The organism is Corynebacterium vitaeruminis DSM 20294 (genome assembly GCF_000550805.1).
GTDB lineage: Bacteria > Actinomycetota > Actinomycetes > Mycobacteriales > Mycobacteriaceae > Corynebacterium > Corynebacterium vitaeruminis.
The window spans coordinates 2,679,949-2,696,971 of sequence record NZ_CP004353.1 but is presented as its reverse complement, the minus strand read 5'-3'; the positions used below and the strand labels follow the sequence as shown (position 1 = coordinate 2,696,971).

10 protein-coding genes and 2 pseudogenes are annotated in these 17,023 nt (G+C 67.0%); 7 read left to right on the top strand and 5 right to left on the bottom strand.

Translation table 11 applies throughout. From position 1 onward, the window contains the following. Positions 1 to 6 precede the first annotated feature (6 nt). The 7 genes and pseudogenes from B843_RS12175 (at position 7) to B843_RS12150 (ending at position 10,712) form a co-directional block, all read left to right on the top strand. Entirely contained in the window at positions 7 to 1,596 is a 1,590-nt protein-coding gene (locus B843_RS12175; protein WP_155895163.1) for a hypothetical protein, read from the top strand. 53 nt (positions 1,597 to 1,649) lie between these two features. After that, the gene (locus B843_RS12170; protein ID WP_025253769.1) at positions 1,650 to 2,084 is read left to right on the top strand and encodes a YbjN domain-containing protein; all 435 of its coding nucleotides are present in this window, start codon (positions 1,650 to 1,652) and stop codon (positions 2,082 to 2,084) included. Next, on the top strand, positions 2,081 to 2,536 hold the full coding sequence (locus tag B843_RS12165; RefSeq protein WP_025253768.1) for a YbjN domain-containing protein: 456 nt from the start codon (positions 2,081 to 2,083) through the stop codon (positions 2,534 to 2,536). Before B843_RS12170 ends, B843_RS12165 begins: the two co-directional genes overlap by 4 nt. 239 nt (positions 2,537 to 2,775) lie before the next feature. Beyond that, a pseudogene (locus B843_RS12160) lies at positions 2,776 to 6,430 on the top strand (beta-ketoacyl synthase N-terminal-like domain-containing protein); the annotation flags it as partial. A gap of 125 nt (positions 6,431 to 6,555) precedes the next feature. Further along, positions 6,556 to 7,653, top strand: a pseudogene (locus tag B843_RS14305) (alpha/beta fold hydrolase); the annotation flags it as partial. Between the two features lie 64 nt (positions 7,654 to 7,717). After that, positions 7,718 to 9,271 carry an acyl-CoA carboxylase subunit beta gene (locus tag B843_RS12155; RefSeq protein WP_025253766.1) on the top strand — a complete coding sequence of 518 codons (1,554 nt, stop codon included), beginning with the start codon at positions 7,718 to 7,720 and terminating at the stop codon, positions 9,269 to 9,271. Positions 9,272 to 9,464: 193 nt separating this feature from the next. Next, positions 9,465 to 10,712, top strand: a complete 1,248-nt coding sequence (locus tag B843_RS12150) for a DUF4185 domain-containing protein (RefSeq protein WP_025253765.1) — start codon at positions 9,465 to 9,467, stop codon at positions 10,710 to 10,712. Positions 10,713 to 10,800: 88 nt separating this feature from the next. Here B843_RS12150 and B843_RS12145 read toward each other — a convergent pair whose 3' ends face one another. The 5 genes from B843_RS12145 to B843_RS12125 form a co-directional block, all read right to left on the bottom strand. Continuing rightward, positions 10,801 to 12,687, bottom strand: a complete 1,887-nt coding sequence (locus tag B843_RS12145; protein ID WP_025253764.1) for a heavy metal translocating P-type ATPase — start codon at positions 12,685 to 12,687, stop codon at positions 10,801 to 10,803. Between the two features lie 178 nt (positions 12,688 to 12,865). Further along, a complete protein-coding gene (locus B843_RS12140; RefSeq protein ID WP_025253763.1) occupies positions 12,866 to 13,099 on the bottom strand; it encodes a heavy-metal-associated domain-containing protein in 234 nt (77 codons plus the stop codon). A 123-nt stretch (positions 13,100 to 13,222) separates the two neighbouring features. Continuing rightward, entirely contained in the window at positions 13,223 to 13,963 is a 741-nt protein-coding gene (locus B843_RS12135) for a Crp/Fnr family transcriptional regulator (protein ID WP_025253762.1), read from the bottom strand. A 60-nt stretch (positions 13,964 to 14,023) separates the two neighbouring features. After that, entirely contained in the window at positions 14,024 to 16,564 is a 2,541-nt protein-coding gene (gene pepN, locus B843_RS12130; protein ID WP_025253761.1) for an aminopeptidase N, read from the bottom strand. A gap of 97 nt (positions 16,565 to 16,661) precedes the next feature. Further along, positions 16,662 to 16,997 carry a DUF3054 domain-containing protein gene (locus B843_RS12125; protein ID WP_025253760.1) on the bottom strand — a complete coding sequence of 112 codons (336 nt, stop codon included), beginning with the start codon at positions 16,995 to 16,997 and terminating at the stop codon, positions 16,662 to 16,664. Between the last annotated feature and the right edge of the window lie 26 nt (positions 16,998 to 17,023).

Sequence of the window (17,023 nt, the reverse complement as noted above, 5' to 3'; positions counted from 1 at the left end):
CGCTCCGTGTCCGCACTCGCGGCCTTCCACCTCCGGGCCCGCCGCCGCGTCAACCTCGTCTGGCTTCTGTGCCTCACGCTCGCGGTCTCGATCTTTCCGTGGTCTTACTTCGACTACTACCCGGAGGTCTCGGACCGGCAGGTCTTGGTCGCCAGCATGCGCTCGAACAAGGCCACCCGCGCCCTCTACGGCACCCTCGAGGAACCCGGCACGCTGGGGCAGGTCATCAACTGGGAGATGGCCATGTGGGTCGTGCTCCTCGGCGCGGTCATGGCGGTGCTGCACTACTCGGCAAGCTACCGCACGTGGGAGAACGACGGCCGCCTCGAGCTGGTCCGCGCGGGCGGCATGCGCCGCAGGACGCCGATCATCGCGGCGCTCGTCTCCAGCTTCGTACTCACCGGCGCGCTGGCGGTGCTCACCTTCTTGTCACTAGGCGTCCAGGTCTACTTCTTCGACGAGTTCGACTGGACCGGTGCGGCGTACTTCTCCTGGATGGTCTGGCTGTCGACCTTCGGCTCCGTGCTGCTGGCGGGGGTTTTCCAGCTCTTCGCGGGCGGGCATTCCTCGCCGGGGCGCATCGGCATGTCCTCGCTGGGGCTCAACTACGTCGTGCGCGCCTACGCGGACAGCGCTGGCACCGGCAACCACGGCTGGCTCAACTGGCTCAGCCCCCTCGGATGGAAATCCGTCATAGACCCCTACAACGACAACGACTGGCGCAAGGGGCTTCTGTTGTGCGGCGCGTGCGGCGTCGTCGCCGCCTTGCTCGTGCTTGTCGACGGCCTTCGGCCCTTCGGCGCAAGCCTCGTGCGCGAGCGCAGGCACGCGGAATCGACCGAGGCGCGCGCTTTCCGCACGGTGCCCGGCATCCTGTGGCGGGTGAGCAGGGGACAGGTGTGGACGTGGCTGGTGGTGGTCACCGCCATCGAGGCGTTCATGGTCTCGCTGTCGGCGAGCATCAAGGAGATGATCGAGTCCGACGACCACGCGGGCCAGGTCTTCGTCGACCTCCTCCCCGAGGGCGATCTCATCACCAACTTCCTCATCTACATGACCACGTTTACCTCCATCCTCGTCGCCGTGGCCGTGGTGCAGCTCGTGCTCACCCACCGCAGGCTCGAGCAGGCCGGCATCGTCGAGATCGTCCGCTCGACGGGCAGGCCGAGGCACAGCCCCTTGCTCGAGGAACTCATCGTGGTCTTCGCGGCGTTTATCCTCCTCCTGGTCGGGCTCTTCCTCGGCGGGGCCATCGGGCTGTCCACCCACCTGGGCGACCTGTACGACGTGCTTGCCAAAGTGACCCTGAGCCTGTTCGGCCCAGGCGCCTTCTTCGTCGGGCTGGCCGCGGCGCTGGTGGGGCTGTGGCCGAGGTGGTCGCTGTGGGCGTGGGCGCCGGTGGTGGCCTCCGCGTTCGTCACCGCGTTCGGCGAGATCTTCTCCCTGCCCTCGTGGCTGGTGGACTACTCGCCGTTTAGCATGACCTACACGCTGGAGAACGCGCACGTGGCCCACGCGGTGGTGCTCTCCCTCTTGGGGCTCGCGCTCGCGGGCGTGGGCGTGTGGGGAGTTCGCAGGCGCGAGGTGACCACCTAGCTATAGAGTCGAGGTGATGCCCGAAGCGGAGCACGACCGGAAGGAGGGCGCGCATGACCACCCCGATCACGATGGCCAGGGTCGCAGAGATTCTCACGCGCGGAAACTTCACGTTCAGTCAGACGGAGGCCGGGGGAGTGGTGGTTCCCTACTCCGACTTTTCCCTGTACCTCACCGTCAGCGACCTGCTGTTTATGTCCACCTCCCGCTGGCGCTACGAGATCCCCGCCTCGCGCCGGGCGGAGCTCGCGGACTTCGTCGCCGAGCGCAACTCCCACCTCATCGCGCCCGCGTTTACCTTTCAAGACACCGGTTCCGGGTACGTCCTCACCCTCAAAAGCGACCACCCCATTGCCGGGGGGCTTTCCACCCCGCAGCTGGTGGCGCTGCTGGACACCCAGATCCAGCTGCACGCCGCGGCCGCGGGCATGCTCGCGGCCCGGTTCCCCGAGCTCGTCGAGTCCCACGCTAACGGGGGAAAACCATGAGTGACCACGTGCGCGAGGTCGACTTTGACCGCGTCCGCGCGGCCGTCGACAGGCTCGGCTTCCAGGCGCTGGCCAACGAGGAGCAGCAGATGCTCGCGGTCAAGTACAAGGGGGCGCGAATAAGCGTGGGTGCCGGGATCGCCACGCACGCGCTCGTGGTCACGGCCTACCCCACGACCTTCCTCGCGCTGGAGAAGAAACCCGAGGTCATGGCGTGGTGCAACCGCTTCGCCAGCGTCAACCGGCTGTGCTCGACCCACCTGTTCTACGAGGGGTCGATCGACACCCCCACGGCGGTCGCCGCGGCCGTGGAGGTGGTCATTCTTTTACCCGCCGGGGCGAGCGATGCCCAGCTCACCGCGTGGGTGGCCACGGCGATCAACCAGGCCGCCACCGCGATCGGGGACTACGAGCGGGTGGCCTTGGCGTCGATAAGCGAAAAGCAAACCTAGAATCTGCCGCGACATGCTCCCCCGGTGGAACGAGTGCGGACCGGGGCGAAATAGAATTTGTCAGTGGAAAAGATAAAAAGTTTCTGGGAGTAATGTGTGGCGAATCCCGTGAAACGATTGTGACCATTGTGGCGATATAGAATAGACGGACTTATGTTCTAAATCGTTAACTTTGCGCGTCAGGCGTCAAAACCGCGGCGCGGGTCAACGTAGAGCCGAGATAGAGGGAAAAATCTCCGATGCAAGAAAAGCACGTTGCCGCTGCCGGCAGCCAGGCCATGACAGTCGACGAGCTGCGCACGTGGCTGCGCGACTGGGTTATTAAGACAACCGGCCTCCCGGCTGAGGAGATTACCGACGACAAACCGATGCAGTCCTTCGGCTTGTCCTCCCGCGACGTCGTCATCCTCTCCGGCGAGCTGGAAAACCTCCTCGGCACCCAGCTCGACGCGACGATCGCCTACGAGTACCCGACCATCGCCGCGCTCTCCAAGCGCCTCGTGGAAGGCGAATCCGTTTCTCGCGTATCGACGCCTACGGCTTTCAACCCCACGGCGCTGACGCAGTCGCCGGGCACCCACGACATCGCCGTGGTGGGCATGGCGGCCAAGTACCCCGGCGCCAACGACGTGGACGAGATGTGGTCCATGCTCGTCGAGGGCCGCGACGGCGTCGGCCCGCTGCCGATCGGGCGCTGGTCGGAGTACGCGGGCGACGAGGTCATGCAAAAGCGCATGGCCGAGCAGAACCTCACCGGCGGCTACCTCGATGACATCGCCTCCTTCGACGCCGAGTTCTTCGGGCTATCCCCGCTAGAGGCCGTCAACATCGACCCGCAGCAGCGCATCATCCTGGAGCTGACGTGGGAGGCCCTCGAGAATGCCCACATCGCCCCGAGCGACCTGCGCGGCGCCCCGGTGGGCGTGTTCATCGGCTCCTCCAACAACGACTACGGCATGCTCATCTCCGCCGACACAGCCGAGGCGCACCCGTACGCGCTGACCGGCACGGCGAGCTCGATCATCGCCAACCGCGTCTCCTACGCCTTTGACTTCCGCGGCCCGTCGGTCAACGTCGACACCGCCTGCTCCTCCTCGCTCGTGTCCACCCACCAGGCCGCGCGCGCCCTCCGCGAGGGCGCGGCCGACGTCGCCATCGCTGGCGGCGTGAACATCCTGGCCTCCCCGTTCGTGTCCACCGCCTTCGGCGAGCTCGGCGTGTTCAGCCCCACGGGCAAGATCCACGCCTTCTCCGACGACGCCGACGGCTTCGTGCGCTCCGACGGCGCGGGCGTGCTCGTGCTCAAGCGCGTCGACGACGCCGTGCGCGACGGCGACAACATCCTCGCCGTGATCAAGGGCTCTGCCGTCAACTCCGATGGCCACTCCAACGGGCTTACGGCCCCGAACCCGGACGCGCAAGTCGACGTGCTCCAGCGCGCCTACGCCGACGCGGGCGTTGACCCGGCATCCGTCGACTACGTCGAGGCCCACGGCACCGGCACCATCCTGGGCGACCCGATCGAGGCCACCGCCATCGGCGCCGTGCTCGGCCGCGGCCGCAGCAACGACGCCCCGACCCTGCTGGGCTCCGCCAAGACCAACTTCGGACACACCGAGTCCGCCGCCGGCGCGGCCGGTCTCATCAAGACCGTGCTGGCCATCAAGAACGACGTGCTCCCGCCGTCGCTGAACTTCACCGCCCCCAACCGCTACGTCGACTTCGACGCCGAGCACATCGAGGTCATCGAGGACCCGCGCGAGTGGCCGGAGTACTCCGGCAAGAAGATCGCGGGCGTGTCCGGCTTCGGCTTCGGCGGCACCAACGCCCACGTCGTGCTCTCCTCCTTCGATCCTTCCGAGTACGAGGCGGGCAGCCCCGTCGAGGCGCAGCTTGCCGACGGCAACGCCGTCGCGCTGCCGGTCTCGGGTCTGCTGCCGTCGAGGCGTCGGCAGGCGGCCGCCGCCGTCGCCGACTTCCTCGAGGGGCGTGACGACGCCGACCTCGTGCCGCTCGCGCGCTCGCTGGCGAAGCGCAACCACGGCCGCTCCCGCGCGGTCGTGCTCGCCGACACCGTCGCCGACGCCGTCAAGCGCCTGCGCCAGGTGGCCGACGGCAAGGTCTCGGTGGGCATCGCCGCCGCCGATTCGCCCAGCGCCATGGGCCCGGTCTTCGTCTACTCCGGCTTCGGCTCGCAGCACCGCAAGATGGTCAAGGACCTGGTCGCGCTGTCGCCGCAGTTCAGGGCCCGCCTCGAGGAGCTCGACGAGATCGTCGACTTCGAGTCCGGATGGTCGATCATGGATCTCGTCGCCGACGACGAGCAGACCTACGACACCGAGACCGCGCAGGTGGCGATCACCGCCATCCAGATCGCGCTCACCGACCTGCTCGCCAGCTTCGGCGCGAAGCCCGCGGGTGTCATGGGCATGTCCATGGGCGAGATCGCCGCGGCGTATGCCGCAGGCGGCCTGTCCGACAAGGACGCCATGCTCATCGCCTGCCACCGCTCCCGCCTCATGGGCGAGGGCGAGAAGTCCCTGCCAGAGGACCAGCTCGGCGCCATGGCCGTGGTGGAGTTCTCCGTCGAGGCGCTCGACACCTTCATCGCCGAGAACCCCGAGTTCGCGGGCATCGAGCCGGCCGTCTACGCCGCCCCCGGCATGACCACCGTCGGCGGGCCGCGCGAGGCCGTGGTCAAGCTCGTCGAGAAGCTCGAGGCCGAGAACAAGTTCGCCCGCCTGCTCAACGTCAAGGGCGCGGGCCACACCAGCGCCGTCGAGCCGCTGCTCGGCGAGCTCGCCGGCGAGATTGCGGGCATCGAAGCCCGCCCGCTGCACACCACGCTGTTTAGCTCCGTCCACCGCGGCGCGGTCTACCAGCCGGGTTCCGTCGTCCACGACGAGGACTACTGGCTGACCTGCACCCGCCAGTCGGTGTGGTTCCAGGACGCCACCGAGCAGGCCTTTGCCGCCGGGCACACCATGATGGTGGAGATCTCCCCGAACCCAGTCGCGCTCATGGGCATGATGAACACCGCCTTTAGCGTCGGCAAGCCTGATGCACAGCTGCTGTTCTCGCTGAAGCGCAAGGTCCCGGCGGGCGAGTCCCTGCGCGACCTTTTGGCCAAGATGTACGTCGCGGGCGCCCCGATCGACTTCTCCAAGCTCTACGGCGACGGCGAGATGCTCGCCGCGCCGCACATGCCGTGGAAGAAGCAGCGCTACTGGACCGCCGCGCGCCCGTCGAGCGGCGGCACCACCGAGATGCCGGGCGCGAAGGTCGTCCTGCCCGACGGCAGCGTCGCCTTTTCCGTCAGCGCCGAGCTGGTCCCGTCGCCGGTGGCGCTCATCGAGGCCGCCGTGGCGGCGGTCAACCCGGACGCCTCACTCATCGCCGTCGAGGAGCGCGGCACGCTGCCGCCGACCGGCGAGCTGACCACCGTCGTAAGCAAGAACGTCGGCGGCCTGTCGGTGACCGTGCACCGCGTCATGGACGAGGCCAGCGTGCTCGTCGCCGAGGGCTTCGCCGTGAAGGCGGGCCTCAACGTGGGCGCGCCGGTCATCGCCTCCCCGGAGTCCGCTGCGGGCACGGCCACGGCGGACGAGGCACCGTCGGACTTCGTCGGCGAGGAGACCTTCAAGTGGGATCCCACCAGCGGCGAGACGGTCGAGCAGCGCATGCGCACCATCGTCTCCGAGGCGATGGGCTACGACGTCGAGGACCTGCCCGCCGAGCTGCCGCTCATCGACCTGGGCCTAGACTCGCTCATGGGCATGCGTATCAAGAACCGCATCGAGCACGACTTCGACATCCCGGAGCTGCAGGTGCAGGCGCTGCGCGACGCGTCTGTCGCCGACGCTGTGAAGCTCGTCGAGGATCTCGTCGCGCAGCGGGGGGCGGCGCCGGTGGCCGTTGAGGCCGAGGCAGCCGCCGAGGAACCTGTTGCCGATGAATCTGTTGCGGATGAGCCTGTTTCCGCTGAGCCTGATTCTGCTGCAGCGCCTGCTTATGCTCACGAGGGCGCCAAGGGCGTGGGTGTTGCCCCGCGCGACGCCTCCGAGCGCCTCGTGTTCGCCACCTGGGCGGGCATCACCGGCGCCGCAGCGGCTGGCGTGACCAGCGAGCTGCCGTCCATCGACGAGGCCACCGCCACCCAGATCGCCGAGCGGCTCACCGAGCGCTCCGGCGCCACAGTGACCACGAAGCAGGTGCTCGAGGCCGAGACCCTCGAGCCGCTGGCCAACATTGTGCGCGAGGGGCTCGAGACCGAGGTCGAGGGCAACATCCGCGTGCTCCGGGCGCGCCCGGAGGGATCCACCGCGCCCGCGGTGTTCATGTTCCACCCGGCGGGCGGTTCCTCGGTGGTCTACCAGCCGCTCATGCGACGACTTCCCGCCGAGGTCCCGGTCTACGGCGTCGAGCGCCTCGAGGGCTCGCTCGAGGACCGCGCAGCCCACTACCTCGACGAGATCAAGCAGTACTCCGACGGCCTCCCGGTCATCCTCGGCGGCTGGAGCTTCGGCGGCGCGCTCGCCTACGAGGTCGCCCACCAGCTTGCGGTGAAGAACACCGGCGTGAAGGTCGCCACCATTGCGCTGCTGGACACCGTCTCGCCGAAGAACCCGGCACCGGACACAATGGAGGAGACCAAGAAGCGCTGGGAGCGCTACTCCACCTTCGCCAAGAAGACCTACGGCCTCGACTTCCCGGTGCCCTACGAACTGCTGGAGACCGCGGGCGAGGACGCGCTGCTGACGATGATGGCCGAGTTCTTGGCCAACACCGACGCCTCCGAGCACGGCCTGTCCGCGGGTGTCCTCGAGCACCAGCGCGCCTCCTTCGTGGACAACCGCATTCTGGACCGCATGGACATGCAGCGCTGGGCGGACGTGGACGTGCCCGTCATGCTCTTCCGTGCGGAGCGCATGCACGACGGCGCCATCGAGCTGGAGCCGGCGTACGCTGAGATTGCGGAGGATGGCGGCTGGTCGAGTATCGTAGACGAGTTGGACATCATTCACCTCAAGGGAGATCACCTCGCGGTCGTCGACGAGCCGGAGATCGGCAAGGTGGGCGTGGCGCTCAGCAAGCGCATCGCCGAGCTGAGCAAGTAACACCCCTAGTGCTTGCGCGAAAGCAGCACCATCAAGAATTAGGAAAGCAAGGCAGGAAACCACAGTGAGCCTGAATACCACCGCCGAGAAGCTGGCGGATCTTCGCGCACGCTTGGAAAAGGCGCAGGACCCGGGCAGCGAGCGCGCTCGCGCCAAGCGCGACGAGGCCGGACGCACCACCCCGCGCCAGCGCATCAACAGGCTGTTGGATAAGGGCTCGTTCGTGGAGATCGGTGCGCTGGGCCGCACCCCGGACGACAAGGACGCGCCGTACTCCGACGGCGTGGTCACCGGCTACGGCCGCATCGACGGCCGCCCCGTGGCCATCTACGCCCACGACAAGACCGTCTACGGCGGCTCCGTCGGCGAGACCTTCGGCCGCAAGGTGTGCGAGGTCATGGACATGGCCATCAAGATCGGCTGCCCGGTCATCGGCATCCAGGACTCCGGCGGCGCCCGCATCCAGGACGCCGTGACGTCTCTGGCCATGTACTCCGAGATCGCCCGCCGCCAGCTTCCGCTGTCCGGCCGCAGCCCGCAGATCTCCATCATGATGGGCAAGTCCGCGGGTGGTGCGGTCTACGCGCCCGTGACCACCGACTTCGTCATCGCCGTCGACGGCGAGGCCGAGATGTACGTCACCGGCCCCGCCGTGATCAAGGAGGTCACCGGCGAGGAGATCACCTCCGCCGAACTTGGCGGCGCCCGCCAGCAGGAGCTCAACGGAAACGTCTCCTATGTCGCCCGCGACGAGGAGGATGCCTTCAACTGGGTGCATGATCTTCTCGATCGCTTGCCGCTGACCTGCAACGATCCCGTCCCCGAATACTGGGCGCCAGCGGACGAAGCGGTAGCAGTCGACGAAACGCTCGACACCTTCATGCCGGACGACACCAACGCCGGCTACGACATGCACGATCTGCTCAACAAGCTCTTCGACAACGATGATGTCCAAGAGATCCAGCCGAACTACGCGTCGAACATCATCACTGCGTTCTCCCGCGTCGACGGCCGCAGCGTAGGCATCGTGGCCAACCAGCCATTGGAGTTTGCGGGCTGCATCGACGCCGACGCCGCCGACAAGGCCGCGCGCTTCATCCGCATCTGCGACGCCTACAACATCCCGCTCATCTTCGTCGTGGACACCCCCGGCTACCTGCCCGGCGTGCAGCAGGAGCAGGTGGGACTCATCCACCGCGGCGCCAAGCTCGCGTTTGCGCTCGTCGAGGCGACCGTGCCGAAGGTCTCGCTCATCGTGCGCAAGGCCTACGGCGGAGCGTACGCGGTCATGGGCTCGAAGAACCTGACTGGCGACATCAATCTCGCGTGGCCTACCGCGCAGATCGCCGTCATGGGCGCGTCCGCCGCCGTGGTCATGATCCAGGGCAAGCAGCTGGCCAAGATCGAGGACGAGGCCCAGCGCAATTACATGAAGAAGGTCTTCATGGACTTCTACGACGAGAACATGACCAGCCCGTACGTCGCCGCCGAGCGCGGGTACCTCGATGCCATCATCGAGCCGAACCAGACCCGCCTCATGCTGCGCCAGGCGCTGCGCCAGCTCTCTGACAAGCAGGAAAAGGACCTGGAGAAGAAGCACACGATCGCCCCGATGTAGTCGTTGCAACGACTTTCGCTCCCCTCGCCGTTACAGGCAGGGGAGCTTTTTCATGCTTTCCGACGCCTACGGCGCCGAAGGCGTCGACAAGCGGAGGGGGTAAAAACGCCGCTCGCGTTATTGACGGGTGGCGATTCCATTATCTTTAACAACGGCCCAACCCCAATAACAACCTGAAGAAAATCCCCTCCTCATGCTTAAGACCCGCCTCGCGCGCCTCGCCGTCGCCGCAACGCTTACCGCGTCAGCGACCTTTGCGACCGTCCCCGCCCACGCCCAGTCCTCCGGATCCTCAAACCTCTCGGGAAGCTCCGGATCCTCGCTCGTGAACAACTCCGACCCCATCGGCCAGCAGATTCGCGCGATCTCCGAGGGCCTCGACGTCACCCTCATCGGCGACATCGTGGGCCGCGCGCAGACGGGCCAAATCGGCCTCGTCGGCGCGGACCTGGGTGTCATGGCGCCGGTGGGCGCGGGCGAGGAGTTCGCCATCGTCTTCGGCGATTCCTTTACCGCGGAGAGGCTCGGTGGTACGTGGATGAGCCCCGTGGGGGTCGTTGCGCAGATGGGCGCCGACGGCTCGATCACCATCACCCGCCCGCTCAACGACGGCGCGGAGGTGCAGCAGCTCATCGACTACGCGCACACCGACGGGCTCACCCTCATCCCCTCGGACATCATCAACATCGACGGCACCCTCTACATGCAGGGCATGTGGAACAAGGGCATCGGCAACGTGCTGTCCACCGAGATCTTCTCCTCCGCCGACTACGGGATGACCTGGCAGTCGGAGGGCAAGACCTCGACCTCGTACATGAAGGGGAAAGGCAACCTTATCTCCTGGGACCGCGGCCCCGACGGCTACATCTACGTCACCTCCTCCGAGTTCAAGCGCAAGGACCCGGTGTACCTGTCGCGCTTCCGCATCGAGGACATCGGCGACCGCACCAAGTGGGAGATCTACGATCCCACCACCGGCGTCTGGAGCAACGAAGGGACCGCGATCCTTAGGACCAACGTCAGCGCGGGCGAGATGTGCCTGCGCTACATCCAGGGCCACTGGGTCCACGTCATGTTCAACGCCGCGACCATGGCGATCGAGGTGCGCATCTCCGACGAAATCGCCCGCGACTGGAACGAGATCGCGCCGGCCTACGTGGTCGTCGCGGGCACCGGCGGCTGGGGATCGGCCCAGTCCCCGAACAACTTCACGCAGCTCTACGGCGGCTACATCGTGCCCGGCTCGACGATCGACAACATGGACCTCATCGTCTCGCACTGGAACACGAGCAACAACTCCACCTACACGAGCACGCAGTTCAACGTGAAGGGCCTCGACACCTTCTTCGGCATCAACCTCGCAGGTCCCGACCCGGCGCCGACCACGAACCAGGCCGACGTCGACGTCACCGTCACCGATAGCGACACGACCGTCTTGTAGTTTCGCATCGCTTATCGACGCCTACGGCACAAGCGCCCGGACCCCAGCTGACCTGGGATCCGGGCGCTTGCAGCGACTTTGCGGTGGCTTAGGAGTGCAGCGGCTGGGCCGTGTCCTTGCGGTGCGGTGCCGTAGGCGTCGCAACGCCAACTTCCTTGAGCGTGGGGCGCAGGAGCAGCATCGCGATGCCGATGACGACGAGGACGCTGGCCTCGTGGACGAGCATACCGATCGCCATGGTCACCCCGCCCGCGATGACGCCCGCGACGAGCAGCGCCACCGTTGCGAGCGCGATGGAGATGTTGAGGCGCATCGTTCGCACCGTGCGGCGGGCGAGCCCTAGAGCGTAGGGCAGGCGGGTGAGCCGGTCGGCCATGAGCGCGATGTCGGCGGTCTCGATGGCGGCGGGGGAGCCCGCGGCGCCCATGGCCACGCCGATGTCCGACTGGGCCAGCGCCGGGGTGTCGTTGACGCCGTCCCCGAGCATGGCAACGGTGTAGCCGCGCGACTGCAAGTCGGTGACGATGGTCTGCTTGTCCTCGGGCATGAGCTGCGCGTGGACCTCGTCAACGCCCAGCTGCCGTGCGATGCTCTCCGCGACCGGGCGCGCGTCGCCGGTGGCCATGATGACGCGGACTCCCTTATCGTGCAACGACCTTATCGCTGCGGCGGCCTCGGGGCGGGCGGTGTCGGCGACGGCGACGATCCCGACCGCGCTACCGTCGATTCCGACGTACATCGCCGTCTTGCCCTGCTCGTTGAGCTCGGTGAGATCGGTGCTCGGGGGCTGCGCAAGCAGCGCCGCGGAGCCGACGGTGACCTCCCTGCCGCCAACCTGGGCGCGGATGCCCTGCCCCGTGACGGGTTCGGCCTGGTCGACCACAGTCGTTGCAACGCCGCGCTGGCGGGCTCCGGCGATGATTGCCTCGGCCAAGGGGTGCTCGGAGGCGGTCTCGGCGGATGCAGCGACTTCGAGAATCTCGTTCTCGGTGTAGTCGGCGTCGAGCACGACGACGTCGGTGAGGACGGGGCGGCCCGTGGTCAGCGTGCCGGTCTTGTCGACGACCAATGCATCGACTTTGGCGGCCGTCTCCAAGTACTCGCCGCCCTTGATGAGCACGCCGTCGCGGGCCGAGCGGCCGATGCCGGCCACGATCGAGACCGGGATGGAGATGACCAGCGCGCCGGGGCAGGCGATGACGAGCAGCGTGAGCGCGAGCTCGACGTTGCGGGTGAACAGGCCCACGAGGAGCGAGGCGAGCATGACGCCGGGCGTGTAGTACTGCGAGAACTTCTCGAGGAAGGTCTGCGTGCGCGCCTTGTCGTCCTGGGCGTCCTCGACGCGGTGGATGATCTTCGCGAGTGTGGAGTCGGCGCCGATGCCGGTCGCCTCGACGCGCAGCACGCCGCTGCGCAGCCACGTGCCCGCGTACACGCCGTCGCCCTCGGTCTTCTCCGCGGGCACGGACTCGCCGGTGATGGTGGCCTCGTCGACGCCGCCCATGCCGGAAATGACCTTGCCGTCGACGGGGATCTGCTCGCCGTTGCGGACGAGCACGGTGTCACCTGGGACCAGCCCCCACAGCTCGACGGTTTCGGGTTCTCCGTCGCGAAGCACCGTCGCGGTCTCCGGCGCCGCCTCGACGAGGTCGGACAAGGCCTGGCGGGTGCGGTTCATCGTCGCTTTCTCCAGCGCCTTGCCGAGCGCGAAGAGGAAGGTGACTGCGGCGGATTCCCAGTAGTTGTGGAGGAACAGCGCCCCGATGGCGGCGACGACGACCAACAGGTCGATCGAGACCATCTTGATGCGAAGCGCCTGCACCGCGGAGACCGCGATGCGGTAGCCGGCGACGACGGCGGCGGCGATCATGAGGGCGTTTGCAACGACTTCGTTGGGCACGGCCCACGACGCCGCGATAAGGACGGCGGAAAGGGCGACGACGCCCCAGGTGCGTGCCTTGCTGGTGAGGTTCATGGTTTCTTCCTTCGGTGAGTGTCCTTGGGTGGTTCATCCTTGACGTTAAAGTCGTTGCAACGACTTTTCCTTGACGCAGATCAAGGAGCGCGGTGGTAGTCGAATCGCAGGTCAGGGGCCGATAGGCGTCGAAAAGCCTGCAACCGAGGCTGCAGGCTTTCTCATGTGTGACTAGGAATTAGAAGGCGGAAGGCTTTGCGTTGTATCCCACCTCCTTGACGGCGGCGACGAGGTCGCGGACGCTGACGCGCGCCGGGTCGTGCTCGACGATGATGCGACCGGAGGAGAACTTCACCTCGGCGCTCGCGACCCCGTCGAGGCCGTTGAGCTTGTTTTCGATCTTCTTCACGCAGCTGGGGCAGGAGAATTCGTCGGAGCGGAGGACGGTGGTCTGGGTGGTGGGGGCGGTCATGATGCCGATCCTTTCTGGAGTGGTTGTTTTCGTTGACAAGACTCACTTTAGAAAGGACCGGGCGGACGTTCCTTGACGCAGATCAAAGAGCGAAAAGTCGTTGCATCGGGGAATTTGACCAGCTCAGGGCGCCTCAACGAGGTCCGTGAGGGCGTCGATGTCGAGCAGGGAGACCCACTCGCGGCCGGAGTCGATGAGACCGGCCTTCTTCATCTTCGACATCGCGCGGGAGGCCGACTCGATCGTCGTGGACGACATGCCGGCGATGTCGTCGCGGCGCAGGCGCACCTGCAAAAGGCGCGAACCGTCCGGCTGCGTCGCGCCCAGCTTCTTGCCGAGCCGAAGCAAAGTCGCTGCAACGCGCTGCTCGACCGTGGAGCTCAGCTGCGCGGACTCCCGCTCCCGGTAGTGGCGAAGCTGGCGCTCCTGGAAGCGGATGATGCCGAGCGCGACCCGAGGATATGCATCCACGACCTCGGCAAGCACCGCCGCGGGGAGGAAGAGCGCGCAGCAGGTCTCCATCGCCCAGGCGGAGTGCGCGGCGGCGGTGGGCGTCGTGGACACGGGGCCGATGATGTCCCCGGGGGCTGCGATGTCGATGGTCACCTCGCGCCCGTCGGCGGTGTCGCGGGTGATCCGCGCACGGCCCGAGGCAAGCATGTAGCTGCCGGTGGCCTCCTCGCCGGCGAGCAGAATGGGGTCGCCCTCGCCCCACGACCACGAGGAGAGGTGCCCGTCGAGCTCCGCGCGCTGCTCATCGGTCAGCTCGCGGGTCAGCGGCGCCTTCGCGAGCACCTTCATCCGCATCTCGGTGGGGCAGGAGTGGGGTTTGGCGCAGTTGCGGCGGACGGGGTTGTTGGACATGCCCTTAAGCTTATCGCCGTTGCATCGCTTTCCGACGCCTAAAGCCCCTGGCCCTGAGTGTTAGACGTCGACCTCTTGGCACGCCAGCCTGCGGCGAAGCCCGTCGCGGCACTCGAGGAGCACCCGCCGCAACGCGTTGGGCAGGTCGCGGGAGAGCGCCTGGTCGGTCAGCTGCATCGCCTCCGGCACGTACGGGTAGAGCCCTCGGGCGAGTCGGTTGGCGATCTCCATCGGGTGTGCCTCCCACAGGGACTCGAGCTCGTCGAAGTATCGCCGCACGAATCCCTCGCGCAGCGGTTGCGAGTGAGGCGATGCAAAAGCGGCAAGCAATGCATCGACCTCCGCGTTGGTGCAACGACCCGGTGTGGTGGCGAGTTCGTAGGTCGCTTCCTTCGTTTCCTGCGTGGGGAAGGCGTGCGTGGCACCGAGGTGGGCGACGCGCCCGGTGAGCGTGTCGTCGCGGGCAAGCTCGGCGTCCAAAGTCGTTGCATCGACCCCGCCGCGGGCGGCGAGCCCCTGCAGCACCGACCAGCGCAGGTCCGGGGTCAACGCGAGCCCCTCGACCTGACCTGCCAGAAGCCCCGCGAGCGAAGTCGTTGCATCGACTTCCGGCGACCACGCGAGCGCAGCGACCGCGGCGCGGGCGAGCACGAGCTGGGCGTCGCTGCCGGGCTCTGCATCGCCGAGAAGGCGCCACAGCGAACTGGCGTAGCGCGCGAGGATGTCGCCGCGCCGCGCCGGGGGAGCGTAGGCGTGGGCGGCGTGCAGGGCGTTGCCGAAGACTTGCGTCGACAAGGTGGTGTTGGTCTCCCGCGCGCCGTGGGTCAGCGCCAGATCCACGTAGGTTGCGGCGGACAGCTGGGCGTCGCGGGTGAGGTTCCACAGCGCGGTCCAGATGACGGCGCGGGTCAGCTCGTCGTCGACGCGGTGCAGATCCTTGCAAATCGTTGCAAGGGAGGTCGCGTCGAAGCCGACCTTCGCGTAAGTGTGGTCCTCGTCGTTGACGACCACCAGCCGTGGCGCTTCAAGCCCTTGGGCCTCGGGGACGTCGACGAGGCCGCCTGCCTTGGCGTCGATAAGCAGATCCAGCGCGGCATACCTGGAGAGCTTCTCGCCGCTGTCGCGGTAGAGGCCGACGACGACGCGGTGCGGGCGCGTGGGCTGGCTCGGCAGCGCGGAGTCGACGCGCACGCCCAAGGAGGCGATGCGGCCGCCCTTTGCAACGACTTCGGGTGTGAGCACGTCGGGCCCGGTGGTCTTGAGCCAACGGTTGGCCCACGCATCCAAGTCGAGTGAGGTGTGCTTCTTGAGGGCGGAGAGCAGGTCGTCGAAAGTCGCCGCATCGAAGGCGTGCGCGCGGAAGTAGTCGCGGGAGGCGGCGTAGAAGTTGTCGCGCCCGACGTAGTGGACCAGCTGCTTGAGCACCGCAGCGCCCTTGGCGTAGGTGATGCCGTCGAAGTTCTGGCGCGCCGCATCGACGTCGGGGATCTCCGCCTTGATCGGATGCGTCGTGGGCAACTGGTCCTGCGCGTACGCCCAGTTCTTGCGGTTGCCGGCGAAGTTGGTCCACGCCTCGGTGAAAGTCGTTGCATGCGCCGAGGCGTCCGCGCCCATGAACTCGGCGAAGGACTCCTTGAGCCACAGGTCGTCCCACCAGCGCGGCGTAACGAGGTCGCCGAACCACATGTGGCTCATCTCGTGGAGGATCGTGTTGGCGCGGGTGGCGTGCTGCGCGCGGGTCGGGCGCGAGCGGAAGACGTAGCGCTCGTTGAAGGTAACCAGCCCCGGGTTCTCCATCGCGCCGATGTTGTACTCGGGCACGAGAATCGAGTCGTACTTGCCCCACGGATACGGGAAGCCGAAGTGCTCGTCGAAGAAGCTGAGGCCCCGCGCGGTGACGTCGAGGAACTCGTCGTCGAGGTACTTCGCCATCGACGCCCGCGCCCACACGGCGGTCTCGATCGTGCGCTTCCCGTTGCTCCAGGTCTTTCGCTTGCCGACGAAATTGCCTACGGCGAAGCAGGTCAGGTACGTGGACAGCGGCGGAGTCTCTGCAAACACAACCCGTTCGAAAGTCGTTGCATCGCCCTCAGGAAGGCGCGTGACCTCGGGCTGATTCGACAGCGCCACCATCGAAGCAGGCACGATCATCTCGATGTTGAAGCGGGACTTCACATCGGGCTGGTCGATGCAGGGGAAGATGCGGCGCGCGTCCGAGGGCTCGAGGTGGCTGTAGAGATAGGTGGCCCCGTCGCTGGGGTCGCGGAATCGATGCAAACCCTGGCCGGTGCGGGAGAAAGTCGCTGCACCAACGATCCGCAGCGCCACGTCCTCGCCCGTGGGCAACCCCGCGAGGCGGATGACTGCGCCGTCGAAGTCGAACGGGTGGGGCTCGCCGTTGACCTCAACTCGTTGCACGCCCGCGCCGAGGAAGTCGATGCACAGCGCAGGGTCGCTGGTGACGAGGTGCAACAGCGTGTCGACGCCGAAGGTCTCCAACTCCGCCATCCCCCGCAGGTCGAGCGCGATGGATTGGGTGGATAAAGTCGTTGCATCGCTTCGGTGCAGCGCCTCGGCGTGAGTGATGGTGCGGTAATTCATGGCCTCAAGCTTAGGCGCGAGGGGCGAGGCTATAGATCGCGGGCCGAAGGCGTCGGAAAGCAAAAAGCGGCACCGAAGTGCCGCCGGATGCGAAGCGCTACTTTGCCACGCGCGTATACACCGCTCGCCAACCGAGCAGCAGCAGCGCCGACACGATGGACGCGACGAGGATGAACGACCAGTGCGGGATCTGGTCGTGGCGCATGCCCCAGATCGCAAGGCCCACGACCACGGTGATGATCCACACGATCGCTCCCTGCTTTGCAGCGAGCGCGTCCTTGCCGCGGATCGCGAGCCAACCGATGAGCACGCCGAGCGCGAACGGCCACCACGTGTTGAGCACCTCCCCGATGCCGAGGCCACCGTGGGCCAGGCGGGCCAAGACGGCGAAGACGAAGATGGCGATGATGTCGTAGGCGAGGTACTTCGCCATGGCGGGACTCCTTGCAGATCGGCCCA